The sequence below is a fragment of the Actinosynnema sp. NPDC037264 genome (genome assembly GCF_055603705.1).
The window spans coordinates 119594-142204 of the sequence record NZ_JBVJVK010000007.1 but is presented as its reverse complement, the minus strand read 5'-3'; the positions used below and the strand labels follow the sequence as shown (position 1 = coordinate 142204).

The following is a 22611-nucleotide window of genomic DNA, read 5'->3' as shown; positions in this document are numbered from 1 at the left end:
TCCGACCCGAACTGCCCATCCGCACGATGGACCTGTTGCGGGAGCGCAACGACGACCTGCGCGACCGCGCGGTGTCCAACGCCGAAGCGGTGCGCCGGCAGCGCTCGCTCGGCAAGCACACGGCGCGTGAACGCCTGGACATGCTGCTGGACAAGGGTTCGTTCACCGAGATCGAGCTCTACCGGCGGCACCAGGCGCACGGCTTGAAGGTGTCCGAGCACCGCCCGCACACCGACGGCGTGGTGGCGGGCTCGGGCACCATCGAAGGGCGGCGCGTGTTCGTCTACGCGCAGGACTTCACCATCTTCGGCGGTTCGCTCGGCCAGGCGCACGCGGCGAAGATCCACAAGGTGATGGACATGGCCATCGACACCGGCTCGCCCATCATCGCGCTGAACGACAGCGGCGGCGCGCGCATCCAGGAAGGCGTGATGGCGCTCGACGGCTACGGCGGCATCTTCCGCCGCCAGGTCGAGGCGTCCGGCGTCATACCGCAGATCGCGGTGGTGCTCGGCCCGTCCGCGGGCGGCGCGGCGTACTCGCCCGCGCTGGCCGACTTCACGTTCATGGTGCGCGGCACGGCGCAGATGTACCTGACCGGTCCCGACGTGGTGCAGGCCGTGTCGGGGGAGAAGGTCACGCACGACGAGCTGGGCGGCGCGTCGGTGCACGGCGAGCTGTCGGGCGTGGCGTCGTTCGTGCACGACGACGAGGAGTCGTGCCTGGAGGACGTCCGCTACCTGGTGTCGATGCTGCCGTCGAACAACCTGGAGCCACCGCCCGCCCGCGAGCCGGTCGGCGCGGTGGACGACGTGCGGCCGGAGTTCGCCTCGATCGTGCCGGTCGAGCCGAACAAGCCCTACGACATGCGCACGCTCATCGAGGAGCTGGTGGACGACGGGGAGTTCCTCGAAGTCCACGAGGGGTGGGCGCGCAACGTGGTGGTGGCGTTCGGCCGGATCGACGGTGCGGTCGTGGGGCTGGTCGGCAACCAGCCGCTGGTGTTCGCGGGCGTGCTGGACATCGAGGCGTCCCAGAAGGCGGCGCGGTTCGTGCGGTTCTGCGACGCGTTCGGCATCCCGCTGGTGTCCCTTGTGGACGTCCCGGGGTTCCTGCCCGGCACGTCGCAGGAGCACGCCGGCGTGATCCGGCACGGCGCGAAGCTGCTCTACGCCTACTGCGAGGCGTCCGTGCCGCGCATCCAGGTGATCGTGCGCAAGGCGTACGGCGGCGCGTACATCGTGATGGACTCCCGGTCCATCGGGACGGACCTGGCGCTGGCCTGGCCGACCAACGAGATCGCGGTGATGGGCGCGGAGGGCGCGGTGAACGTGATCTTCCGCAAGGAGCTCGCCGCGGCGGCCGACCCGGACGCGCTGCGGGCCGAGCTGCTGGCGGAGTACTCCGAACAGCTCGTGCACCCGTACTACGCGGCCGAGAGGGGCCTGGTCGACGACGTGATCGACCCGGCGCACACCCGGTCCGCGGTCGCGCGGGGTTTGGCGATGCTGCGCGACAAGCGTCGCCCGACGCCGGCGCGCAAGCACGGCAACGTGCCGCTGTAGCCCGCGGCACCTCCCAACGGCACCTCGTCCCACAGCGAGGTGCCGTTGCCGTGTCCGGGCTCGGTTCAGCCGGACGACGTGCGCCGGCCAACGCCGCAGGGGGCGTAGCCGTCCCATAGACATGATCGACGAACGCGGACACATCGACGCGACACGGCTGCCTGAGGACGTCGTCGCGCTCCTCGACGCGCTCAGCCCCGGTGAGAGCCTGGTCGTCACGAGGGACGGTGTCCCGATCGCGACGGTCACCGCCACCGCCGAACCGCGCGGGGACGCCGGGCCGGACCCGGCGGTGCACGACGTGACCGTGGTCGCCACCGCGATGAAGCTGTCCAGGTCGGCGCGGGCGTCGCTGTCGGCCGCCCTCGGCGAGGACTACATCGTGCTCGACCTGCACGCGGCGCCGAAGACGGCCGACGTGCTGCTGGCGCCGCCCGGCAGCCCGCAGCTGATCGGGCTGCTCCGGTCGATGTTCCCGAAGGCCCGCGTCATCGTCACCGAGGTCGAGGACGACGGCCTCGCGGTCAGCTACCACGGTCCCGTCCGGCGCATGCTCGACGCCGGCGCCGACGGCTACCTGACCTCGACCACCATCGGGCGCCTGGCGCGGCAGCTCGACCACGACGTCACCCGGCACCGGAGCCTCGCCGCGGGCGGCGCCACGACGATCGCGATCGAGTCCGCCACAAGCGCGCCGGACCCCTCGAGGTGACCAGTTGTGACCACCGGGTGGGCCACCACGTCCTGTCCGCGAGACGTGAGGTTGGCGCAATAGGCCGTACGGGTACACGTGCCGCCAGGGGCCGGATCGGCTTGACGAGGTTCCATAACGCCGCTATAAATGGTAGTAAGACAGTGTTATGGAATGTGAGGACGGGGTGGTTGGCGTGGTCGCGTCGGTGCGGGAGGTCGCGGAAGCGCTGGTGGTGCGTGGTGCGCTGCCCGCCGGGCTGGACGGTGCGCTCGTCTGGTCCGGCAAGTACGGCGTGTCGGGCGTCCGGCTCGGGCCGGACGGCGCGCGGTGGTACCGCGGCCCGAGGCCGGCCGCCCTCGTGCCGGCCGACCTGCCCTCCGGCGCCACGATGGCCCGCCCGGTCTTCGACGGCGGGGTGTGGCACACGGCCATGTCGCACCCGGACCTCGGTTACGCCGAGCACGTCACGCTCGGCGACGACGGCGAGGTGCTGCGCGCCGAGCCGTTCCCGCTGGAGGGCGCGCCCCGGATGCGCGCGGTCGGCGTGACGGACCGCTTCGTGGTCGTCTTCGACTCGGCGCCGTACTATAGCCGCGCCGCCGACCTCGTCGGCCTGCGCGACCCGTACTCCGGCCCGGCCACCGGCCCGACGCGCATCGGCCTGCTCGCCTACGGCCGGCCGCTGTGGTTCGAGGTGGCCGAGGGCGAGGTGCTGTCCCTGGTCAACGCCTACGAGGACCTCGGTCGCGTGGTCGTGGACGCGGTCTGGGCGCCGGGCGTGCTGCGTCGCCACACGCTCGACCTCGCCACCGGCGGCGTGCGCCACATCGAGCTGCCCGCGATGGACGTCGGCGTCGTCGACGACCGCCTGGCGGGCCGCCGCCACCGCTTCGTGTTCGGCACGGCGGGCGCCGCGATCATCCGCCACGACGTGGCGCTGGGCTGCACGTGGCGCCGCGAGCTCGCCACCACGCCGAGCCAGCCGGTGTTCGTGCCGAACGGCAAGGACGAGGGGCAAGGCTGGGTGGTGACCGTCGCGGGCGACGAGGTGCTGGTGCTGGACGCGGCCGACCTCGCGGGTCCGCCGGTCGCGGTGGTGCGCCTGCCGTTCGAGGTCGAGGCCTCGCGTCGGGCCACGTGGGTCGCCGGCGGCGCGGAGGGGTGAGCCGGCGCGCGCTCGGCCACGGCAAGCGGGTGCAGCGGGGAATAGTGGGGCCATTGGTGCGGGAGTAGACTTTAGGGAACCGTCCCTAGCATGGCGATGGCGAGGGGAACCCGTGCATCGAACCGCTGCTGAGACCCGGTCCCACGTACTGCGAGTGGCCGGGGACCTGTTCTACCTGAGGGGGATCCGCGCCACGGGCGTGGACCTCGTCGCGGCCGAGGCCGGTGTCGCACCGACCACCCTCTACCGCCTGTTCGCGTCCAAGGACGACCTCGTCGGCGCCTACGTCGAGCGCGCCGACCTCGAGTTCCGCGCCCAGTTCACCGCCGCCGTCGAGGGCGCGGGCCCGGACCCGCGCGACCAGATCCTGGCGGTGTTCGACATCGTGCTCCGCGAGCTCTCCTCCGAGGCGTTCCGCGGCTGCAAGTTCCTCATCTCGATGGCCGAGTTCCCGGAGCCCGACCTGCCCGCGCACCACAACGCCCTCGTGGCGAAGTCGTGGACCAGGGCGCGGATGCGCGAGCTGACCGACGAGCTCGGGGTCGAGGACCCGGACGCGCTGGCCGACCAGCTGATGCTGGTCTTCGAGGGCCTGCACGCGTCGGGCCAGTCGTTCGGCCCGGACGGTCCCGCCAAGCGGGGACGGGGGCTGGCCGAAGCCCTCCTGGCGTCCGCCGCGCCGCGGCCGAACGGTTCCTGACCCCCTGCCCTGCCGCTCGTGAGAGGTCGTCGACGCGTCGCCGTCGGCGGCCTCCGCTGTTTTGTCCGCATTTTTGCGGACCCGGTGACCGCCAGTCGTGCGGCGAATTGTCAAGCACCTGTGCGGTAATGGCTTCGGGAATGCATCGATATCCCTCGTGATCGGCCCCGGATCCGGCCTGGCCCCGGGCACCGCGGTGATCATCACGTCGAACCCGTCGAACGTCCGGCCGGCTTCGGGCGAAATTCCGAGGAACGATTGGGTCACGCGGCCTTCGCGGCATGTCCACCTCGCATGATCGACGGTATTCTACTGGCCGATCACCCAATGCGCGGTCCGGAACGGCGTGGCTTCGGCTCGCCGTCCGCGACTTCGGCGGGTAGCTCCAGAGGGAAACAGAGGTGGCATCGTGAAAAGCGTGGACCGGTTCCGCCGGGTTGTCGTCGTCGGAGCGGGTCTGGCCGGCACCGCGACCACCATCCGCTTTCTCAGGTTCGCCCGCGAGCCATTGGAGGTGGTGCTGGTGGAACGCCGTCCGGACTACCGGAACTCCGGCGTGGCCTACCAGCGCGAGAGCAACCACTGGCACCACGTGTTCAACATCCAGGCGGGCCGCATGTCGGCATTCCGCGAGGACGTCGACGACTTCATCCGCTGGGCCAACCACGAGGCCGACCGGTCGGACTGGCCGGGGGACTGGCGCGACTTCGAGTTCACCGAGTCCGGTCCCGCGCCGCGCCGGATCTACCAGGACTACTTGGAGAGCCGCCTCACCGAGGCCGTCCGCGAGGCGGCGGCGGGCGTGAGGCTGGTCGAGGTCGACGGGGAAGCGGTCGACGTGGAGGTCTTCGAGGACCACGCGCACGTCGTGGTGGAGGGCTTCGTCGACCTGCCCGACGGCGCCGGGAGCGAGCCGGTGGTCCTCGAGGCCGACCACGTCGTGCTCGCCACCGGGCTGGAGACGAAGTACCCGGCGTTCGCGGCCGAGGTGCTGGAGCACCCGGCGTTCGTGCGCAGCCCGTATTCCAAGAGCGGTATCGAGCGGTTGCTCCACGTGCGCAAGGACGGCGTCGTCGCGATCGTCGGCACGTTGCTCAGCGCCTACGACTCCGCGACGCTGTTGTTACGCCAGGGGCACGAAGGTCGGATCCACATGATCTCGGGTTCCGGGCTGACGCCTCGCACCTATCCGTCGAACCATCGGCACCAGGTTCTCGAGTTACCGGCGCCGCAACTGCTCGGCGACCGCTGGGAAGGGCGGGAGGAATTCGTCCGCCGCTTCCGGGAAGAATGGGACCGCGCGTGCGCGATCCTCACCCGTGAACATCCCGAAGTATCTCCGGTCGTGGTGACGGAACGGGTCGCCAAATCGTGGGAGCCTTATCTGCCCGCGATCCTGGAGCGCATTCCCACGGACGAGCTCCGCGCGTTGCTCGACAGCTACGGGAGCCTGTTGGCCGTGCTTCGGGTGAGCGCAATGGCTTATACCACGAATATCGTCGACGCGGCCATGGGCGAAGGCGGTCAGATCGTGCTCACCACCGGCCGCGTGCACGAGATCCGGGCCACCGGAGCGGGCACGCTCGTCCTGTCCGTCACGGGGCAGGGCGCGACGCGGACGATCGAGGCGGATCTCGTCGTCTCGAATTTCGGGCGCGAGACGAACTACGAGCGCGCGGACTCCGCGCTGTGGACGAACCTGCTGCGGAAGGAAATCGCCGTCGCGCACCGGCGCACCGGGCGCGGTGTCGAAGTCGACCCGTGCGGCCGACTCCTCGGTCCCGACGGCACGCCGTCCGGTCCCGTTTCCGTCGTGGGCAGCCCGCGTGAGGGCGACGAGATCATCCGGAACGGTCGGACCGGCGCGTTCACGTTCAACCTCGCCGCGATCAAGAACCACTCGGTGGAAGTCGCGGCCACCACGCTGCACCGCATCGAATCGTGTTACGACGAGCAGGCGGAGGGGCTCGTCGGCGCGTTGACCGAAACGGCCGATCCCGAATTGCGCGAGGCCGTCTCGCATTCGGTCATGCTCGACGTCCGCCGAATGGCGACCCGTCGCCGTGACGACCGCCAAGCGCTGGCCGCCCTGCTGGAGGAGGCCATTCACCGGGTCCGGGACCTCGCCCCGCGCGACGGCGACGGCCCGCCGACGGACCGGGCCTTGCGGTTCGCGGTGAACTCGGCCGCCACCACGAAGCTGACGGACCTCTCCGTGACGCCGCGCGAACTCCGTTTCCTGCTCGGGCTCGAAGAGGCGGTGGAGCCGGTCGCCTGAACCGGGCTCCGCTCGGACCCGCGCCACCAATTCTGCGCGACTCCGCACCCGCCGACTACTCCGTGGTTGCCCGTGAACCCGGGGCCGACACGGCACGAATGGACCACTACCTCGCACGAGAGAAGATGCCGGGCCGGCCCGCCGACTGCGAGGCTCGGGTCATGGTTCGTCGTGTTCGACGCAAACCCGGGGCCGACGTCGTGCGCCACGACGTCGGCCCCGGAGGTCGGCAGCCAGGCCGACTCGCCCGCCAGGTCCGCAAACCGACCGGAATCGGTAGGAGGGTGCTGTGAGCCCGCGCGAGATCCCAGGGGTTCTGCTCGTCGGTTCGCCGTCGACGAGTGTTCGCGGCATCGCCAATCACACGGGAAGACCCCAGCCCGGTTCCGTGCTCGTGGTCGACGTGCTCGGCCCCGAGTTGTACGACACGATCGTCAGGTCCGCCGCCGTGGTGTGTTCCGGTGGCGGTCGGACCGGTCACATGGAATCCCTGTGCCGATCGCGGGGAATTCCGGTGCTCCGGATTCCGCACGCCGAACTCGCCGGGCTGGTCGGCGAAGTGACCGTGCGGACCGACCGCGAGTCGGTCACCCTCGGCGAGACCGACGTCACGGCACAATCCGTGGAATACCCCACCGTCACCCCGGAAGACCTGCGTTCGGTCTGCGTCGTCATTGCCGACGCGACCGACATCCAGTCCACGAATGCGATCCAACCCCGGGTCGACCAGGTGACCTCGTTCTTCATCCGCGAGGAGTTCGTCTGCTTGTCCTCGGGGCTGAGCCCGCTCGACGCGCTCCGCGCGGGCATTCCCGAGGCCGAGCGCTACGGCGCGGCGATCGGGGCGGAGCTGTGCGCCATCGTCAAGGAGCTCCTGCCGGGCCAACGCCTGGTGATGAGGCTGCTGGACCTCCGGTCCGACGACGCCGCGCAGATCACCAACGTGGTCGACGTCGACCACGAGTCCAACCCGGAACTCGGCCTGCACGGCGCGCGGTGGCTGCTGCACGAGCCGCACTACCCGCACGCGTTCCGGGCCTTGCGCGCGTACGTGCGGGAACGGCTCGGGCCGGAGGTGGACCGGTTGAGCTTCGCCGTGCCGTTCATCAACGACGAGGACGAGTTCCTGCGCCTGCGGGAGCGGCTCGACCTGTCCGACGACGTGCCGCTGTCGGTGTTCGTGGAGACCCCCGCCGCGGTGCACTCGGTGACCGGGTTCTGCGAGGCGGGCGCGAGCGAGATCTTCATGGGCACCAAGGACCTCACCCAGTTCTACCTCGCCGCGGACCGCGGCAACCACCGGGTCGCCTCCTCGTACCAGACGCGGCACCCGGCCGTCATGTCCGGGCTGCGCCAGTCCGTGGAGGCGGGCAGGCGGGCCGGGGTCCCGGTCCACGTGTTCGCGCTGGGGGCGGACGTGGGCTACTACTTCAAGCACCTGCCGACCGACCGGTTCATGATGTGCACGGCCGAACTGCGGCAACTCGCCGTGGACGCCCACGAATCACGGTGACGCGACGCCGGCCGGAGTGATCTCCGAGGTCGGCCTCCGGGTCGGAGGTCACTCCTTCGGCGTGTTCGACCCAACAGGCCGTCCACAGTGGTCTGTGCGCAGCTCGCGGAAGTCGTGCGCCAGGAACGACGACGGCACGGTGTTCATCCGGGGAGGGGGCGACCAGTCGGTAACCACATGCCCGGGCGCGGCCGTCGGCGCCCCGCTCTATCATCCCGCAGGTGACCGCCTACGACGATCTTGACGCCTTCGGGCACCTGGACACCTCGACCCTCCCGCCACGCCAGCAGCGGATCCTCGCCGCGATCCGCGACTGGGTGGTCGAGCACGGGTACTCGCCGAGCACGCGGGAGATCGGCGACGCGGTCGGCCTGCGCTCGTCGTCCTCGGTCTCCAAGCACCTGTCGGCCTTGGAGGAGAAGGGTTTCCTCAAGCGCGGCGCCGCCGTGTCCCGGCCGATGGACGTGCGCCTGTTCCTGCGCGAGCCGTCGACGCGGGAGGCCGCCGACTCGGTGCCCGTGCCGCTGGTCGGTCACATCGCGGCCGGCACGCCCATCGCGGCCGAGGAGCACGTGGACGACGTGCTGACCCTGCCGCGCGAGCTGACCGGTCGCGGCACCGTGTTCGGCCTGCGGGTGCGCGGCGACTCGATGGTCGACGCGGCGATCTGCGACGGCGACATCGTCGTGGTCAAGCAGCAGCACGAGGCGCACTCCGGCCAGATCGTGGCCGCGATGATCGACGACGAGGCGACCGTGAAGGTCTACCGGCGTCGCAACGGCCACGTGTTCCTGGAGCCGCGCAACCCGGCCCACGACGTCATCGACGGCGACCGGGCAGTGGTCCTCGGCGTCGTCGTCTCGGTGCTGCGCAGCGTATGAAACCCCGCGCTACGGCGATCGGCGGACACTCCACGTCACCGCTTCTCATCCGAATGGCCTAATGCCCTCGGTCGTCGAGTGGATGCAGACTGGGCCCAATTGAGATGGCGCACCTGCCCTGGCGGTGCCCGTCGCGGGTGGAGGTCGTCGATGGTCGGGATCGAGGCGGACGGCCCGGAGGACCGGGGCCTGCGGCAGTACCTGCGGCTGATCGCCCGGAGGCTGGGCGTGGACCTGGAGTCGTGCTGGTACGAGTGCGCGCCGGACGCCACGGCGTACATCGCCCTCGACCAGCGGGTGCCGCGGCACCCGGACAAGGACCTGGCGCTGGTGTGGGACGAGCACACCGGGTGGTGCGCCGGGATCGAGGTCGGCCGGGGAGCGGACCTGCTCCCGTTGACCTACCTCGGCCCGCCGGTGCTGCCGCCGCCGGAGGCGGTCACGGTGTTCGTCTCGGACCTGGTCGCCGGCCGCCGCCCCGACCGCCCCGTGCCGCCCGCCATGCCGATCGAGGACCACCTGGCCGACCTGCTGGTCGAGTACGCCGACCGCGCGCCCGCCAAGACGCTCTGACCTCGGCGTTCAGTCGGCGGGACCGCGCAGCGTCAGCACGACCCGGAGCACGTGCTCGACCGCGGACGGGAACGCCGCGCCCCGCAGCTCGCCGCGCGTGGCCAGGTTCCGCGAGGCGAACTCCAGCATGCGGTCGTGACCGACCCGGCGGACCACGAGCGCGGCGATCTCCTCCAGGTCGAGCCCGGGGTTGTCCAGTCGGGTCAGGGCGAACTCGACCACGAGCTCCTCGTCCGTCATGACCGGCTCCCTCCGACCCCTCGAGCGTAGTTGAGCAGGGGCCCGGCGGGCTTCTTCCTGCCGGCGGTGCCGGAGACCACTGAGGACTTCGGTCGACCTTCGGTCCGGTGGGCGGCAAGTTCGGCAAGTGGCGTTGCCGGCGCGGCGTCTCGATTAGCCTCTGCCGGCGTGGACAAGGTCGGCAACCGCTACACCCCGGTGGAACGTCTCGGCAGCGGCGCGATGGGCGTGGTCTGGCGGGCGCACGACGAGCTGCTGCACCGGGACGTCGCGATCAAGCAGCTCCTGCTGCCCGGCCTGGACGCGGCCGAGGTGGACGAGGCGTGCCGGCGGGCCATGCGCGAGGCCCGCATCGCCGCCCGGCTCCAGCACCCGAACGCGATCGGCGTGTTCGACGTGGTCGTCGAGGACGGCAAGCCGTGCCTGGTGATGGAGTACCTGCCCTCGCGCAGCCTGTCGGCGGTCCTCGCCGAACGCGGCGCGCTGCCGCCCACCGAGGCGGCGCGGATCGGCGGTCACGTCGCCTCCGCGCTGGCCGCCGCGCACCGGGCCGGCGTGGTGCACCGCGACATCAAGCCGGGCAACGTCCTGATCGGCGCCGACGGCACGGTCAAGATCACCGACTTCGGCATCTCCCGCGCGGTCGGCGACGTCACCGTCACCCGGACCGGGATGCTCGCGGGCACGTTGGCCTACCTCGCGCCGGAACTGGCCCGCGGCGCGGACCCGACGCCGGCGGCCGACGTGTTCTCCCTCGGGGCGACCCTCTACGCCCTAATGGAGGGCCGGCCGCCGTTCGACGGCGGTGACAACGACCTCGGGATGCTGCACCGGATCGCCGGCGGGCGGGTCGTGCCGCCGAGGCGGTCGGGTCCGCTGACCGCGGTGCTGACGAGGTTGCTGGCCAACGACCCGGCCGCCCGGCCGACCGCCGGGCGGGCGAGCCGCGAGCTGGCCGCCCTGACCGGCGCCGCGTCGCCGACTCCGACCCCGCCGACTCCGACACGGCCTGCTCCGGCCCCGCCTGCTCCGACACCGCCCGGTGCCGTGCCGGCGGTGTCCGCGCCACCCACCAGGGCGATGCCACCGGCGTACGCACCGACCGCGATCGGCGCACCTTCGACGACCGCGCAGCCGATGACCGCGCAGCCCATGATCGCGCAGCCCATGATCGGGCCGCCCGCGACGGCACGTCCGATGACCGCACCGCCCGCGTCGGACCCCGGCCGCCGCAGGTGGGTCGTGCCGGCGCTCGCGGCCGCCGTGGTGGTCGCCGTCGCGGCCACCGTGCTGATCACGTCGCTGCTCGACAGCACGGGGCAGTCGGCCACGCCGGCCACGTCCGACCCGGCCACCACCCGGGCGGAGCCCTCCGACACCGACGCACCGGGCACCGACGCACCGGCCGACGTGCCCACCGCCGACGCGCCCGTCACCTCGGAGCCCTACACCACGTCGGAGGAGGCCGCCGAGCCGACCGAGACCACGCCGGACGCCGCGACGGTCGCCCGGTTCGTGCACGCCCACTTCGCCAACCTCCCGCACGACGCCGCCACGGCCCGGGAGAACTGGGCCCCGGAGAACCGGCCGTCGGAGTGGGAGGACGACCAGTTCTGGAGCGCCTACCGCGCGGTCGCCGTGAGCGGCGAGCCGGAGGTCACGGCCAACGGGTCCACCTCCACCGTCCTCGTCACCCTCGAGCTCACGCCCCGGGACGACGCCGACCCGGTCACCGAGGACTACCTCCTGACCGTCGTCGAGCGGGACGACCGTCTGCTGGTCATCGGCTTCGACGAGGCGTGAACCGGGACGGCGCGAGCCGAGGTCACGACGACCACCACGAGAACCCGGTGTCCGCCTCGTGCCCGGTCCGGGCGCGCACCGAGGCCAGCGCCTCGTCCTGGGTGCGGTGCAGCCGCAGCAGGTCCTCGGTGTCGGTCATGCGGATCGGCCGCGCCACCGTGCGCCTGCCCGCCACCACGGCGAACCCGGCGCCCACCACGTCGGCGCGCTGCCGTGCCTCCACCAGCACCGCGATGCCCATCGACCCGAAGAACCCCACGTCGCCCAGGTCGACCACCAACGCGGACGCCCGGCCGTTCAGGCAGGTGAACAACGCCTCGCGCACGTCGCGGAAGCTGTCGACGTCGAAGTCGCCGTGCACGGCGGCGACCACCACGCCGTCCTCACCCACGTCCTCGACCGTCACCGGCTGATCGACATCCCCGTGCACGACCGCTCCTCCACCCCGATCCGGCTGCGACGCCGTCACCCACCATTACCCGCTCGACGCCCGACCGACACCGCCACTGGGACTCACGGCGTCCCGAGCTCCCGCCACCCCAGCACCCCGTACCAGACCACGACGGGCAGGTGGAGCGCGTAACCGACCTGCTCCAACGCCGCGGACGGGCCGGCCAGCCCGGTCGTCCAGGGCAGCAGCACGGACCCGAGACCGGACAGCGCGGCGACCAGCCCGGCACGGCGCAGACCAGCCGTCACGGGCAGGCACAGCGCGGCGGCCGCGGTGGCCGCCGCCCACAGCAGACCGGCCAGGTTGACGGTCCACTTGGCCACGAGCAGCACCGCCCTGGCCACCTCGACGGCCGCGGGCTCGGCGGCCAGCTGGGTCACCGCCAGGTTGCCCGCGTCGTGCAGCAGGCCCGCCAGCCCCGCGCACGCGAGCAGCCCGGCCGGCAGCGGCGCGACCCGGCGGGCGGCCATCGTGAGCGCGGCGGCGACGAGGGCCGTCCAGCCGATCACGTCGAGCCCCAGTTCGAGCAGGTGCAACGCGGTCCGGTCGCGGATCGCGGCCAGCGCGGCGGCGGGTTCGGCCGGGTTCAGGGTCAACCCCGATGGCACGACGACGGCCGCACCGGCGACCATGGCCGTGAGGGCGGTCAGCAGCAGGACACCGGTGAGCCGGTGAGTTGTGGTCATGGCCGGCGACCGTAGGAACCTGACGCAGGGGCAAGGTCAAGTCATGTGGCGCATCGGGCAGTTGGCGCGGATGGTCGGCGTCTCCGACCGCACGCTGCGCCACTACGACAGGATCGGGCTGCTGCGCCCGGCCGCCGTGGACCGCGCCACCGGCTACCGCTGGTACGGCGTGGCGGAGCTGACCCGGCTGGAACGCGTCCGCGGCCTGCGCCGCCTCGGGCTGCCGCTGCGGCAGATCGCCGACCTGGTCGACGCGCCCGACACCGACCTGCGCCGAGCGCTGACCGAGCGGGTGGACGCACTGCGCCGCGACATCGCCGCCCTGTCCGCCGCCGTCGCCGCGGCCGAGGACCGCCTCGCCGTGCCGACCGCCGTCCTGCCGCAGCTGACCACGGTGGCCGCACGTCGCCTGCGGGTCGAGCGCATCGAGGTCGGCCACCCGTCCGAGCTGGGCGCCGCCTGGTGCTCGACCACGGTGCTGACCTGGCTCGACCGCGAGCCGACGAGCGGCTTCCCGGCGGCCGTGGCGACGGAACGCGGCGGCGAGCCCCTGGTGCTGCCCGAGCGGACCGTGGTGCGCGCGGTGGCCCCACCGGCGTCGGGCGTCGTCCGCGCCGGGCGGGAGCTGTTCGACTGGCTGCGCCGCCACGACCTGGCCGTGGGCGGCCCGACGGTGGAGGAGCACCTGGTCGACGCGGACGGCGAGACCGCCACGGTGCTGGAGATCCCGGTGCGCCCCGCGCCGGCCCGGTCGGCGTGAGTCGCCTCGTGCATCGGTGGTCCACAAGGGGTGTGGTCGGGAGGTAGGTGACCCTCCATAGTGGACGTGATGCGCGGGATCAGCTCTTGCAGTCGTTGAAGAACGTGATCACGTCGGTCTTCTTCTCCGCCTTCGCGCACGTGAAGAGAATTCCCTCGATGCCTTCGAGCTTCAACGAGTACTCGACCTGTGCCGCGCGACCCGTCACGGTGCAATAGGCGCCGACCGGACCCTTCGCCTCAGTCGGGTTGAGACCGGCGGCGATCAACGCGGCCTTGACATCGGGGTTGTACGCACTGGCGAATCCGCCGCATTCGGCCGCGTCGAGCCTCGGTGCGGGTGCGTGCGTGTCGGCCACGGCCGCCCCGCCCCCGATCGCCAGGCCGAACGCGCACAGCGTGACGAGTGCCCTGTGTCCCAAGCGTGTCATCAACCCACTCCTGCTCGTGAGGTGCCGATTCCCACGAGGCGAATACCCGGGGCCGGGACGCGAATGCCAAGGCCGACCACAATCCCACGATAGAGCCACAGCGCTGGGAGTACGGCACCCGAAAGGACTTCATCGAGCGCCTTCGTGGACGCTCGGTAGCGGCGTCCCCGACACGCGTCGGCTGTTGGGCTGTGCCGTCCGTCCACAGAGGACTGTACCCGCCGGTCGGCGCGTGAGGTCGGGGCGCAGCGCCGCGCCCAGGGCGTCGGCGAACATCACGGGACGGGGGAAGAACACGGCGTCCGGCGCGGCCAGGCCACCGGCGGGTGGTCCTGGAGGTTGGCACCGACCTCGTCGTCGGCGTGCACGACCGCCGCGACGCCCCGGTCTCGTCGACAGCCCGGCAGCGGGTTCAGCCGCTGCCGAGGCAGACGAACGGCCGCCGCAACGGGTCGACCGCGATCGCGTCCGCCAGCGCCACGGCCGGTCGGGCGCCGGCGGCCAGGCTGCGGTGGTAGTCGTCCATCGCGGCGGCGCACGCCTGGTCGCCGACCCGGCTCAGCGGGGCGACCACCATCTGCGAGCCGCTGGCGAGCAGGGCGCTTGCGAAGCCCAGGGGCTCGTCACCAGGGCGGATCCGGTTGAGCGCGAGCTCGCACGCGGCCAGCACGACCTGCCGGGGCGGGTGGGCGAGTCCGGCCATCTCGTGCGCGTAGAGCGGGCCGTCGCTCAGCTCCAGCCGGGAGAACAGGGCGTTCTCCGGCTCGTGGACGCCGTGCGCGGCCAGGTGCGCGATCCCCGCGCCGTCCAACGCCTCCAGCACCGTGGCGACCGACGCCTGCCGGCCCGACATCAACGCGGCGGTGGCGTAGTGCGCGCCCAGCTTGTCGATCTCACCGACGGCGGCGGGCAGCTCGGGGCCGCGCACCAGCACCGTCCGCCCGACGGGCCCGCTCTCGGCGCGCTCCGCGGCCAGCCACGCGGTGGCCGACGGCGCCACGACGGTCGGCCGCCCGTGCAGCGTCGGCAGCACGCCCCACGGCACCGCGTACAGCGCGCCGGTCGGCACGACCACCAGCTCGCGCTCGCCGATCAGCTCCGCCAGCGGCTGGATCAGCTGCGCGTCGAGCCGGTCGGCCTGCTTGCGCGCCGACACCGACATCACCCGCAGCAACGGTTCCGGCAGGTGGTCGGGCGCCAGCGCGTTGAGGTCCGCGTTGAGCATCCGGGCGCTCTCGGCCGCCCGCTCGGCCGACCCGAGCCGGGCCAGCCGCACGTCGGAGCCGACCACGACCACCGCGACCAGGTCGTCCTCGGACGCCGCGAAGCTGACCAGCGCCCGGTCGCCGAGCCGCGCCACCACGTCGGCCACCCCGGCGACGGGACGCGGCTTGCCCCACCCGCCGGTGTGCCAGCCGAGCCGGTTGGCCTCGCGGAGGCGTTCGGCCCGGCGGGCGCGCAGCGCGGCGGTCGCGTGGCCGTCGTGCTCGGCCTGGTGGATCGACTGGGTGAGGCTGCGCACCTCGGCGATCCGCTCGGCCAGCTCGGGGTTGTCGACGCGGGTCAGCGCCTCGTAGCGGTAGGTCTGGGCGCGCGTGCGCTCCAACCAGGAGAACAGCCGGCGGGCGTTGCCGCCGTCGAGCACGAGCTGGACGGCCAGCTCGGCCAGCTCCCGGCCGTGCAGCGCGGTCCCGGACAGCAGGTCGAGGCCGCCCATCCGGTCGCGCACGTGGTCGAGGTCCGTCAGGCCGGCCCGGATCTCGGCGAGCGCGGCGGCCCGCCGACCGCGGGCGAGGGCCAGCTCGGCCCGGCACAGCCGGCGCAGCATGCGGTAGTCGATCGGGGCGAGCTTCCCGGGCCGGGGCACCCGGTCGAGGATGCGCTCCGCCGCGCCCACGTCACCGCGGCGGATCTCCAGCCGCACGGCCAGCATCCGCGCGGGAGCGGCTTGCTCGGCCAGCCGCGGCACGGGCAAGGAGTCGGCGAACGCCACCGCCCGCCCGGGCAGCGACCGGGACACGCGGCCGGACCGCAACGCCAGCCGGGTGTCCACGCGCAGCCCGATCAGCGTCGCGTTCGCGACGCAGGTCTCGCAGCCCCAGCGCCGCATCCGCTGCCGCGCGGACGAGGCCATGGCGCGCGCCAGGTCGAGGTCGTCGGTCATGTACGCGGCCACGGCCCGGTACAGCTCGACGTCGGCCAGGTCGCGCGTGACGCTCTGCTCGGCGCGCATCACCGGCAGCAGGGCGTCGAGCTGGTCGCCCGCCTCGTCGGCCAGGCCCGCGGACATCAGCGCCTGCGCCCGGTTCAGGCCGAGCAGCACCGGCACGTCCAGCTCCTGCTGCCGGTAGGACCGCTCGATGATCTCGTAGCGCCGCAGCGCCGCGGGCACGTCGCCGACCCGCAGGTCGAGCAGCCCGAGCGCGTGGTTCGCGTCGGCGGCGCGGTCCAGCAGCCCGTGGCGGGTGGCCAGCGCGACGGCCCGGGTGAGGTCGAGCCGCGCCTGGCGCACGGATCCGAGCCGGGTGTGCGCGGTGCCCCGGCTGCGCAGCGTCTTGACGACCAGGTCGACCAGCGACGACACCGGTCCGCCCGCGGCGAGGCGGCGTTCCTTGTGCTCGAGCGCGGAGTCGAAGGCGGTGATCGCGTCCTCGATCAACCCCGCGTTCAGCAGCAGCAGGCCGTGGTTGTGCTCCACCCGGCCGCGCAGTTCCGCCTTCACGACCGGATCGGCCACGTCCTCGATCAGCCGCCGTGCCTCGGCGAGCCCGGTCAGCCCCGCGGCCGGGCCCGAGGTCTCGGCCATCACGGTCGCGAAGGTCGAGGCCAACCGGATCCGCGTCGCGAGCCAGTCGGAGCGGACCACCGGGTCGACCGGGTCGATCGTGTCCGCCAGGCTCTGCCCGCGTCGCAGCAACCGCGCCGCCTCGTGGTGCCGTCCGGCGCAGTTCGCGTCCACGCCGCTGAGGTGCAGTTCGCGCGCTTCGCGGATGACGGCGGCTTCATCGGGAGAAGCGGTCACAGGCACACTTCTATGACATCACACAACACGGCGTGATAAAGCCCGCCGACCGGGATGCCCGATCGGCGGGCGTCATCACGCTTGACGGGTCACTACGCCGGCGGCGCGTCCGCGCACCCGCCACCCGAGCACTCGTCGGTCTCGTGAGTGTGGTGGTGGTGCGTGTGGTCGGGCTGCTGTTCTGGCTGGTCCGGCGTGGTTCCCGGCTCGACCGGAGTCGTGGTCCCGCCCTGCTGGACGTCCTCCACGGTCTCGACGTTCTCGTCCACGAACTCGGTCTTGGTCTCGATGGGCGTCGACAAAACGATCTCCCTCCCCTGAGGATCTGTCTTGGTCGTGCCTGGCGACTCATGATTGCTCTGAGTCAAGTTCGGCGGACCCCTCGTACCGCACGAACAGGGTAATGGTGGCACAACGGCCTAACGACCGAGAGGGAATTTCGCACATTGGGTAGGCAACCCACCGTTATCGTGCGTAAACGGCCGCAACTGTCACCCATTCAGGTAGCGCACCGCGGCCGTAGTTCGATCACTGCGCCGACGTTTTGCAGCTCGCGCGTCAGGCCTCACCGACGGGCAGGTCGGCGCGGACCTCTTGGAGCAGGTGGCCGTCGCCGAGGTAGACCCGGAACACGAGCTCGACCGTGCCCTGCTCGACGGGCACCACGCGGAACCGCACCGTTCTGCCGTCGAAGTCGTCGGGCACCCGGAACACCCTGGTCAGCGGTTCGACGGTGGCGCCCTCGGCGTGCAGCAGCACGCGCACCTCCCCGGGAACGGGCGGTGCGTCGGGCCCGGAGGTCGTCATGGCGTCCCGGACCACCGGGTAGCCGAACTCCACCTCGGCCGGCGCTCCGGCGACCACCGGCGCGTCCGAGCGCAACCGCACCCGCGGGTCACCGGGCGGGTGCGGCGGCTGTGCAGGGGAGGGCAGACCGGGCCACCCGGGCTCGGCGTCGAGGTGCGCGCGCAGCACGTCCAGGCACCGGCTCCCGGTCGGGCCGGCGCTCCCGCGCCGCGGGGACAGCGCCCCGGCGACCGCCCCGTACTCCGCCCGGCCGGCGAGCGCGGTGAGCCGCAGGAGTTCCTGGCACCTCCGGGACAGGCGGCCGAACGCCCGCCACAGCCGGCGGTCCCGGTCGTCGAGCAGCGCGGCGTCCTCGGGCAGGCCGTGCTCGCTCACCAGCTCCGCGGAGTCGTCGCTCGCCGCCGCTTCGCGGCGTGCCGGTGTCCAGGTCCGTTGGGCCTCACGGCGCGTCGTGACGACGAGCCACCCGGCCAGCGCACGCGGGTCGGCCGGCCGGCCGAGGTCGCGCAGCAGCGTGAGCCAGACCGTCTGCACGACGTCCTCCGCCGTGGCGCGGTCCAGCCCGTTGCCCCGGGCCACGTGCCACACCAACGGCGTCAGGTCCGCGATCAACGCGTCCAGCGCCCGGCGGTCGCCTTCGCGCGCGGCGGCCAAGCAGGCGGCGTGCCGCTCCTCGCCCGCCAGCGCCGGCCAGTGGGGTTCGGGGTCGAATCCGGTCCGCTGTGTTCCGGGCAGTGCCACCACTCCCTTTTCCGGGGTGAACAACGCACGTTCGACCGCTACACCACCACGAGCGCGCGACAAGTTGGCCGCAGTAGTGCGGTCGACAACTCGCGAGTTCGCCGGAAAGCCTTGTGCCGGATGCGAAAGCCCCGCCCTCCGCGGGCTTGAGTTCTAGGGATCGTCGCAACACCCCGAGTGTTCGGGGACGCGATGGACTTCCAGATCCGGGCCGACAGGACGGCGCAGGGGCGCAGGGAGCTCACCCGTGAACGTGAGGCCTACTTTGCGCTCATGGATCAAGGGCTGGGCAACGGCGAGGCATGTCGCCGTGTCGGAGTGCATCCGAGAACCGGCCGTGAGTGGCGCAACGGGCGGCCGGAACTCGGCGGGAAGAACCGCCGTCCCCGTCCGCCCGCGCTGGTTGTCCAGCACCGGGCGGACGGGGGTCGCGGTCGGTTCCTGTCCCAGGACGAACGCCTGCGGATCGCGGACCTGGTGCGCGGCGGGGCGGGCGTCCGGACCATCGCGCGCGAGTTGGACAGGGCGCCGTCCACGGTCAGCCGCGAGCTGCGCCGCAACAGCCACTCCGCCGGCGGTCACCACGGCCCGCACGTGGCGCAGGACCGCGCCGACAAACGCCGCGGACGCCCGAAACCCGGCAAGCTCGCGACAGCCCCCGAGCTGCGCCGGGTCGTCCAGGCCGGACTGGATCGGAGATGGAGCCCGGAGCAGATCGTGCGACGGTTGCGGCGGGACTTCCCCGACCGGCCGGAGATGCACGTGACCCACGAGACGATCTACCAGGCCCTCTACGTCCAGGGCCGCGGCGAACTGCGCCGCGAGCTGACCAGGGCGCTGCGCACCGGGCGCGCGATGCGCCGTCCCCACCGACAGTCCGCCGCACGACAACCCCGCATGTCGTCCAACATGGTGATGATCAGCGAGCGGCCCGCCGAGGTCGCCGACCGGGCCGTTCCCGGCCACTGGGAGGGCGACCTGATCATCGGCGGGGAGAGCAAGTCCGCGATCGGCACCCTGGTCGAACGCGCCACCCGCTACACACTGCTGGTCCACCTGCCCCACGGCCGCACGCCGGACAAGGTCCGCGACGCCCTGGTCGAGACCATGCGCGGCCTGCCCGTCCACCTGCGTGGGTCGCTGACCTGGGACCAGGGCTCGGAGATGCACCTGCACCACGAGTTCACCCTGGCCACCGACGTCCCGGTGTTCTTCCGCGACCCGCGTTCCCCCTGGCAGCGAGGCAGCAACGAGAACACGAACGGTCTGCTGCGCCAGTACTTCCCCAAGGGGACCGAACTCTCACCGCACGACCGCGAGCACCTGACCGCCGTCGCGGCGGAGCTCAACGGCCGCCCACGCAAAACGCTCGGCTGGGACACCCCAGCCGAGCGCTTCGCTACCCTTCTCGCCACCACCTAGCAGCGGTGTTGCGATCACCCCTGGAATTCGCCCGGGAGAGGACGGGGCCGTCGACCCGGCGTGCCGCGGGCTAGGGCTGGTCGGGGCGGTAGCAGTCCTCGAAGCCGTCGGGCTTGGGCTGGTTGCCCGCGAACGCGGTCACGACGTCCTGCTGCTTGAGGTTCTCGGGGTAGCCGGGCCAGTCCGGCTCCTGCCCGTTGACGTGCAGCTCGTCCAGCCAGTAGCCGGACTGCCCGGACACCTTCGCGAACTCCAGGTCGCAGCCCTTGACGCGCACCGTGACCTCGATGGTCTTCTGCGACGACTTGACCGTCCGCTTGCCGATCTTCTTGGACTTCTTCTCGGACTCGCTGCGCGGCTCGCCGACCGAGGTGAAGCCGGCGGCCTTCAGCTCGTCGACGAACTTGTCCTCGTTGCTGGAGCAGCCGACCAGGGAGGCGCTCAAACCCAGCGCCAGCAGCAGGGACGCGACCTTCGTGTTCATGGCGCACAGCAAACCCGGCGCACCGAAACCTCCGCGTCCGCCCCACCCAACCGTTACCGCGCTGTGACGTGGAGGTGGATCACACCAGGAACCGGCCCGAGCGTCCGGTGGACTGCGCGAAACGCACCGTGGTCGCGTCGGGTCGACCGCAACCGCCGGCCTCCTCGGCACGTCCCAGTGACCGTGACAACGCTGCCGCCTGCCGGCCGATCGAACGCCAGAACCCACGACGTGCCGGGCGCGAACCGGGCCACGCGGTCGGGGGTGGTCCTCGTCGCGCTCCTCGCGCTGGTCACGGGGTGCTCGACCAGCGTGACCGGCGCCGGCGCCGGGGCGGTGACCACGACGGTCGGGGCGGGCTCGACCACCGCGTCGACACCGGAGCCGACCACCGAACCGACCGCCGAGCCCAGTCCCGCGTCGCTGCCGACGATCGACGAGGGCGCGCCCGCCCAGTACTGCGACGACCCGTTCCCCGGCGCGCTGGGCAAGCCCATGCTGGCCGTCGTCGTGGAGACACCGTCGGGCCGGCTGACGTGCGACCAGGCCGCCGCGGTGCTGTTCGACTACTACGCCCAGCGCCGCGACCCGACGCCGGGACTCGCGCCGCTGGTGATCGGCTCGATGACGTGCAACCAGGTCCCGGAGCCTGCGCTGCCGCAGGTCGTGTGCGCGGGCGAGGACGACCTCGTCTACTCGATGTGGCCGCAGACGTGACGCCGGGGCCTCAGAACCGCCCGAACAGCCACTGACCGGGCTTGTCCGGCGCCGGGTCCAGGCAGAACTCCCGGGTGGCGCGGATGATCTCGGCCGTCTCGATGGTGCCGCGGTGGTCGGCGTCGAGGCGGTCGAACAGGGACCCGGCGGCGGGGTCGGGCAGGCCGCACCGGGTCATCAGGGTCAGGAACTCGTCGCGCTCCACCACGCCCGAGCCGTTCGCGTCGACCAGCGCCAGCACGGCCGCCGCGAGCGGGCGGAGGGTCCGGTCGAACGCGGTGTGCGCGGCGCGGCCCGCCCAGGCGAGGAACTCGGCCTTGCTCACCCGGCCGTCGTCGTCGGTGTCGGACTCGGCGGCCAGCGCGCGCCACAGGCCCCGGTAGCCGAACCGGACGGCCATCGCGGCGGCCGAGCGGGGCGGGTGGCCGAACGACTGGACCAGGCGCAGCGCGAAGACCTCGTAGTCGTCGCGGCGCAGGTAGCCGTCGCCGGTCGCGTCCAGCAGGTCGAAGCGGACGGGCGGCGCGACCGGGGCCCTGCTGTGGCCGGTGACCGCGGCCGCCCAGTCCGTCGCGTCGGGGTGGGCGGCGGTGAGGATCGCGCCGTGGTCGGCCTCCGCGTACGTGGCCAGGTGGACAGTGCTGCCGGCGGTGGTGATGTCCTCGGCGAAGTCGTGGACCACGGCGGGCGGCACGATCTCGTCGAGCCCGGCCGCGGCGAGGAAGACCGGGCGGTCCAGCCGGGTCACCGGGACGCGGCACTCGTCGAGCACCCTGGCCACGTCGACGTGGCGGGTCAGGTCGGTCATGCCGGTCTCGTGGTTGGTGATCGCCCTGGTGGCGCGGAGCATCTCGACCAGGGACACGCGTTCGGCCAGGTCGACCAGCGTGATGCCGCGGTCGGTGAGGAAGTCGTCGGCGAAGCCGGGGTGGCGGGCGCGCAGGCCGGCCAGCACGATCGGCACGAACGCGCACACGGGCCCGGCCGCGTCGCTGGTGCGGGTGGCGATGACGCGGACCAGGTGCACGGGTGGCGCGAGCGCGACCGTGCCGAGGAAGTCCAGCTCCGGCGCGTACCGCGTCGCGACCAGGGCGGTGAACAGCGCGGCGTGCCCGCCCTGCGAGAAGCCCGCGACGAGCCAGCGGCGGGCGAGCGGGTGGTCGAGCCGCCGGGCGGCGCGGACGATGTCGATCACGTCGTCGGCCACCGCCTCGCCGTTGAGGTACGGGTGCGGGCCGGGTGTGGCGAGGCCTTCGTAGTCGGTCGCGGTGACCGCGTAGCCGGCCGCGAGCCAGGCGGCGATGTGCGCGCGTTCCAGCCGGAGCAGGCCGGTGCGCGACGGCGCGGTGCGGTCGGACAGGCCGGTGGTGCCGTGCGCGTAGCTGACCACGGGCCAGCCGCCGGGGGGAGGCGCGCCCTCGGGGACGAACACCGACCCGGTGAGGAGGCGGCCCCGGCCGTCGTGCCCGACGCCTTGGTAGAACACGCGGTACGCGGCCTCGGCGTGCTCCGGGCGGAACCGGCGCGGGAGCGGGTCGGCGCGGATCAGCGCGCCGGGTCGTCTGCCGGGCGCGGTGCCGGTGGGTGCGTTCATGTCATCCGGACGGTAGCGCCTGCCGGCGCACCGATCGGGTGAACTCCTGCTCTGTCGAGCTGTGGGCTGCCCAGTGGTCGGCCGT

General features: G+C 72.5%; 20 protein-coding genes and 2 pseudogenes. 13 read left to right on the top strand and 9 right to left on the bottom strand.

The features are described 5' to 3' along the window. Positions 1–26: 26 nt before the first annotated feature. The 9 genes and pseudogenes from ACZ7GX_RS11590 (at position 27) to ACZ7GX_RS11550 (ending at position 9369) form a co-directional block, all read left to right on the top strand. Positions 27–1565, top strand: a complete 1539-nt coding sequence (locus ACZ7GX_RS11590) for an acyl-CoA carboxylase subunit beta (protein WP_498775693.1) — start codon at positions 27–29, stop codon at positions 1563–1565. A gap of 121 nt (positions 1566–1686) precedes the next feature. After that, positions 1687–2277 (top strand): hypothetical protein, encoded by a 591-nt coding sequence (locus ACZ7GX_RS11585; protein ID WP_498775482.1) that lies wholly within the window; start codon positions 1687–1689, stop codon positions 2275–2277. Positions 2278–2452: 175 nt separating this feature from the next. Next, positions 2453–3424: a carotenoid oxygenase family protein gene (locus ACZ7GX_RS11580; protein WP_498775480.1), complete on the top strand. Its 972-nt coding sequence runs from the start codon at positions 2453–2455 to the stop codon at positions 3422–3424. A gap of 154 nt (positions 3425–3578) precedes the next feature. Next, a complete protein-coding gene (locus ACZ7GX_RS11575) occupies positions 3579–4124 on the top strand; it encodes a TetR/AcrR family transcriptional regulator (protein ID WP_498775478.1) in 546 nt (181 codons plus the stop codon). 409 nt (positions 4125–4533) lie between these two features. Next, positions 4534–6402: an FAD/NAD(P)-binding protein gene (locus ACZ7GX_RS11570; protein ID WP_498775476.1), complete on the top strand. Its 1869-nt coding sequence runs from the start codon at positions 4534–4536 to the stop codon at positions 6400–6402. A gap of 289 nt (positions 6403–6691) precedes the next feature. Continuing rightward, positions 6692–6910, top strand: a pseudogene (locus ACZ7GX_RS11565) (PEP-utilizing enzyme); the annotation flags it as partial. Positions 6911–6916: 6 nt separating this feature from the next. Next, positions 6917–7915, top strand: coding sequence for a putative PEP-binding protein (locus ACZ7GX_RS11560; protein ID WP_498775691.1), 999 nt, complete (start codon positions 6917–6919; stop codon positions 7913–7915). 221 nt (positions 7916–8136) lie between these two features. Further along, complete coding sequence (lexA, locus tag ACZ7GX_RS11555) at positions 8137–8796, top strand: transcriptional repressor LexA (protein ID WP_498775475.1); 660 nt, start codon at positions 8137–8139, stop codon at positions 8794–8796. Between the two features lie 150 nt (positions 8797–8946). Beyond that, positions 8947–9369 carry a DUF6292 family protein gene (locus ACZ7GX_RS11550; RefSeq protein ID WP_498775474.1) on the top strand — a complete coding sequence of 141 codons (423 nt, stop codon included), beginning with the start codon at positions 8947–8949 and terminating at the stop codon, positions 9367–9369. Positions 9370–9378: 9 nt separating this feature from the next. Here the strand turns inward: ACZ7GX_RS11550 and ACZ7GX_RS11545 are convergent, their stop codons facing one another. Further along, positions 9379–9609 carry a hypothetical protein gene (locus ACZ7GX_RS11545; protein ID WP_230568999.1) on the bottom strand — a complete coding sequence of 77 codons (231 nt, stop codon included), beginning with the start codon at positions 9607–9609 and terminating at the stop codon, positions 9379–9381. A 168-nt stretch (positions 9610–9777) separates the two neighbouring features. Between ACZ7GX_RS11545 and ACZ7GX_RS11540 the strand changes: the two genes are divergently transcribed. Continuing rightward, complete coding sequence (locus ACZ7GX_RS11540) at positions 9778–11412, top strand: serine/threonine-protein kinase (RefSeq protein ID WP_498775472.1); 1635 nt, start codon at positions 9778–9780, stop codon at positions 11410–11412. A 22-nt stretch (positions 11413–11434) separates the two neighbouring features. Here ACZ7GX_RS11540 and ACZ7GX_RS11535 read toward each other — a convergent pair whose 3' ends face one another. Both ACZ7GX_RS11535 and ACZ7GX_RS11530 read right to left on the bottom strand, forming a co-directional pair. After that, entirely contained in the window at positions 11435–11842 is a 408-nt protein-coding gene (locus ACZ7GX_RS11535; protein WP_498775470.1) for an STAS domain-containing protein, read from the bottom strand. An 83-nt stretch (positions 11843–11925) separates the two neighbouring features. Beyond that, a complete protein-coding gene (locus ACZ7GX_RS11530; protein ID WP_498775468.1) occupies positions 11926–12549 on the bottom strand; it encodes a hypothetical protein in 624 nt (207 codons plus the stop codon). Between the two features lie 43 nt (positions 12550–12592). Here ACZ7GX_RS11530 and ACZ7GX_RS11525 point away from each other — a divergent pair, with 43 nt between their 5' ends. Beyond that, complete coding sequence (locus ACZ7GX_RS11525) at positions 12593–13309, top strand: MerR family transcriptional regulator (protein WP_498775466.1); 717 nt, start codon at positions 12593–12595, stop codon at positions 13307–13309. A 79-nt stretch (positions 13310–13388) separates the two neighbouring features. Here the strand turns inward: ACZ7GX_RS11525 and ACZ7GX_RS11520 are convergent, their stop codons facing one another. From ACZ7GX_RS11520 to ACZ7GX_RS11505, 4 genes and pseudogenes are all read right to left on the bottom strand, one after another. Beyond that, positions 13389–13739 (bottom strand): hypothetical protein, encoded by a 351-nt coding sequence (locus ACZ7GX_RS11520; protein ID WP_498775464.1) that lies wholly within the window; start codon positions 13737–13739, stop codon positions 13389–13391. 412 nt (positions 13740–14151) lie between these two features. Beyond that, positions 14152–16761, bottom strand: a complete 2610-nt coding sequence (locus ACZ7GX_RS11515) for a CHAT domain-containing protein (RefSeq protein WP_498775462.1) — start codon at positions 16759–16761, stop codon at positions 14152–14154. A 92-nt stretch (positions 16762–16853) separates the two neighbouring features. After that, entirely contained in the window at positions 16854–17063 is a 210-nt protein-coding gene (locus ACZ7GX_RS11510; RefSeq protein ID WP_498775460.1) for a hypothetical protein, read from the bottom strand. A gap of 640 nt (positions 17064–17703) precedes the next feature. Further along, a pseudogene (locus ACZ7GX_RS11505) lies at positions 17704–18303 on the bottom strand (RNA polymerase sigma factor); the annotation flags it as partial. Positions 18304–18501: 198 nt separating this feature from the next. Between ACZ7GX_RS11505 and ACZ7GX_RS11500 the strand changes: the two are divergent. Then, positions 18502–19731, top strand: coding sequence for an IS30 family transposase (locus tag ACZ7GX_RS11500; protein ID WP_498775458.1), 1230 nt, complete (start codon positions 18502–18504; stop codon positions 19729–19731). A 70-nt stretch (positions 19732–19801) separates the two neighbouring features. On the opposite strand, the gene ACZ7GX_RS11495 is transcribed toward ACZ7GX_RS11500, so the two are convergent. Next, on the bottom strand, positions 19802–20215 hold the full coding sequence (locus tag ACZ7GX_RS11495; RefSeq protein ID WP_498775456.1) for a hypothetical protein: 414 nt from the start codon (positions 20213–20215) through the stop codon (positions 19802–19804). A 231-nt stretch (positions 20216–20446) separates the two neighbouring features. On the opposite strand from ACZ7GX_RS11495, the gene ACZ7GX_RS11490 reads away from it, so the two are divergent. Next, complete coding sequence (locus ACZ7GX_RS11490) at positions 20447–20932, top strand: hypothetical protein (protein WP_498775454.1); 486 nt, start codon at positions 20447–20449, stop codon at positions 20930–20932. Positions 20933–20942: 10 nt separating this feature from the next. Here the strand turns inward: ACZ7GX_RS11490 and ACZ7GX_RS11485 are convergent, their stop codons facing one another. Continuing rightward, positions 20943–22526 carry a lipase family protein gene (locus tag ACZ7GX_RS11485; protein WP_498775452.1) on the bottom strand — a complete coding sequence of 528 codons (1584 nt, stop codon included), beginning with the start codon at positions 22524–22526 and terminating at the stop codon, positions 20943–20945. Positions 22527–22611: the final 85 nt, after the last annotated feature.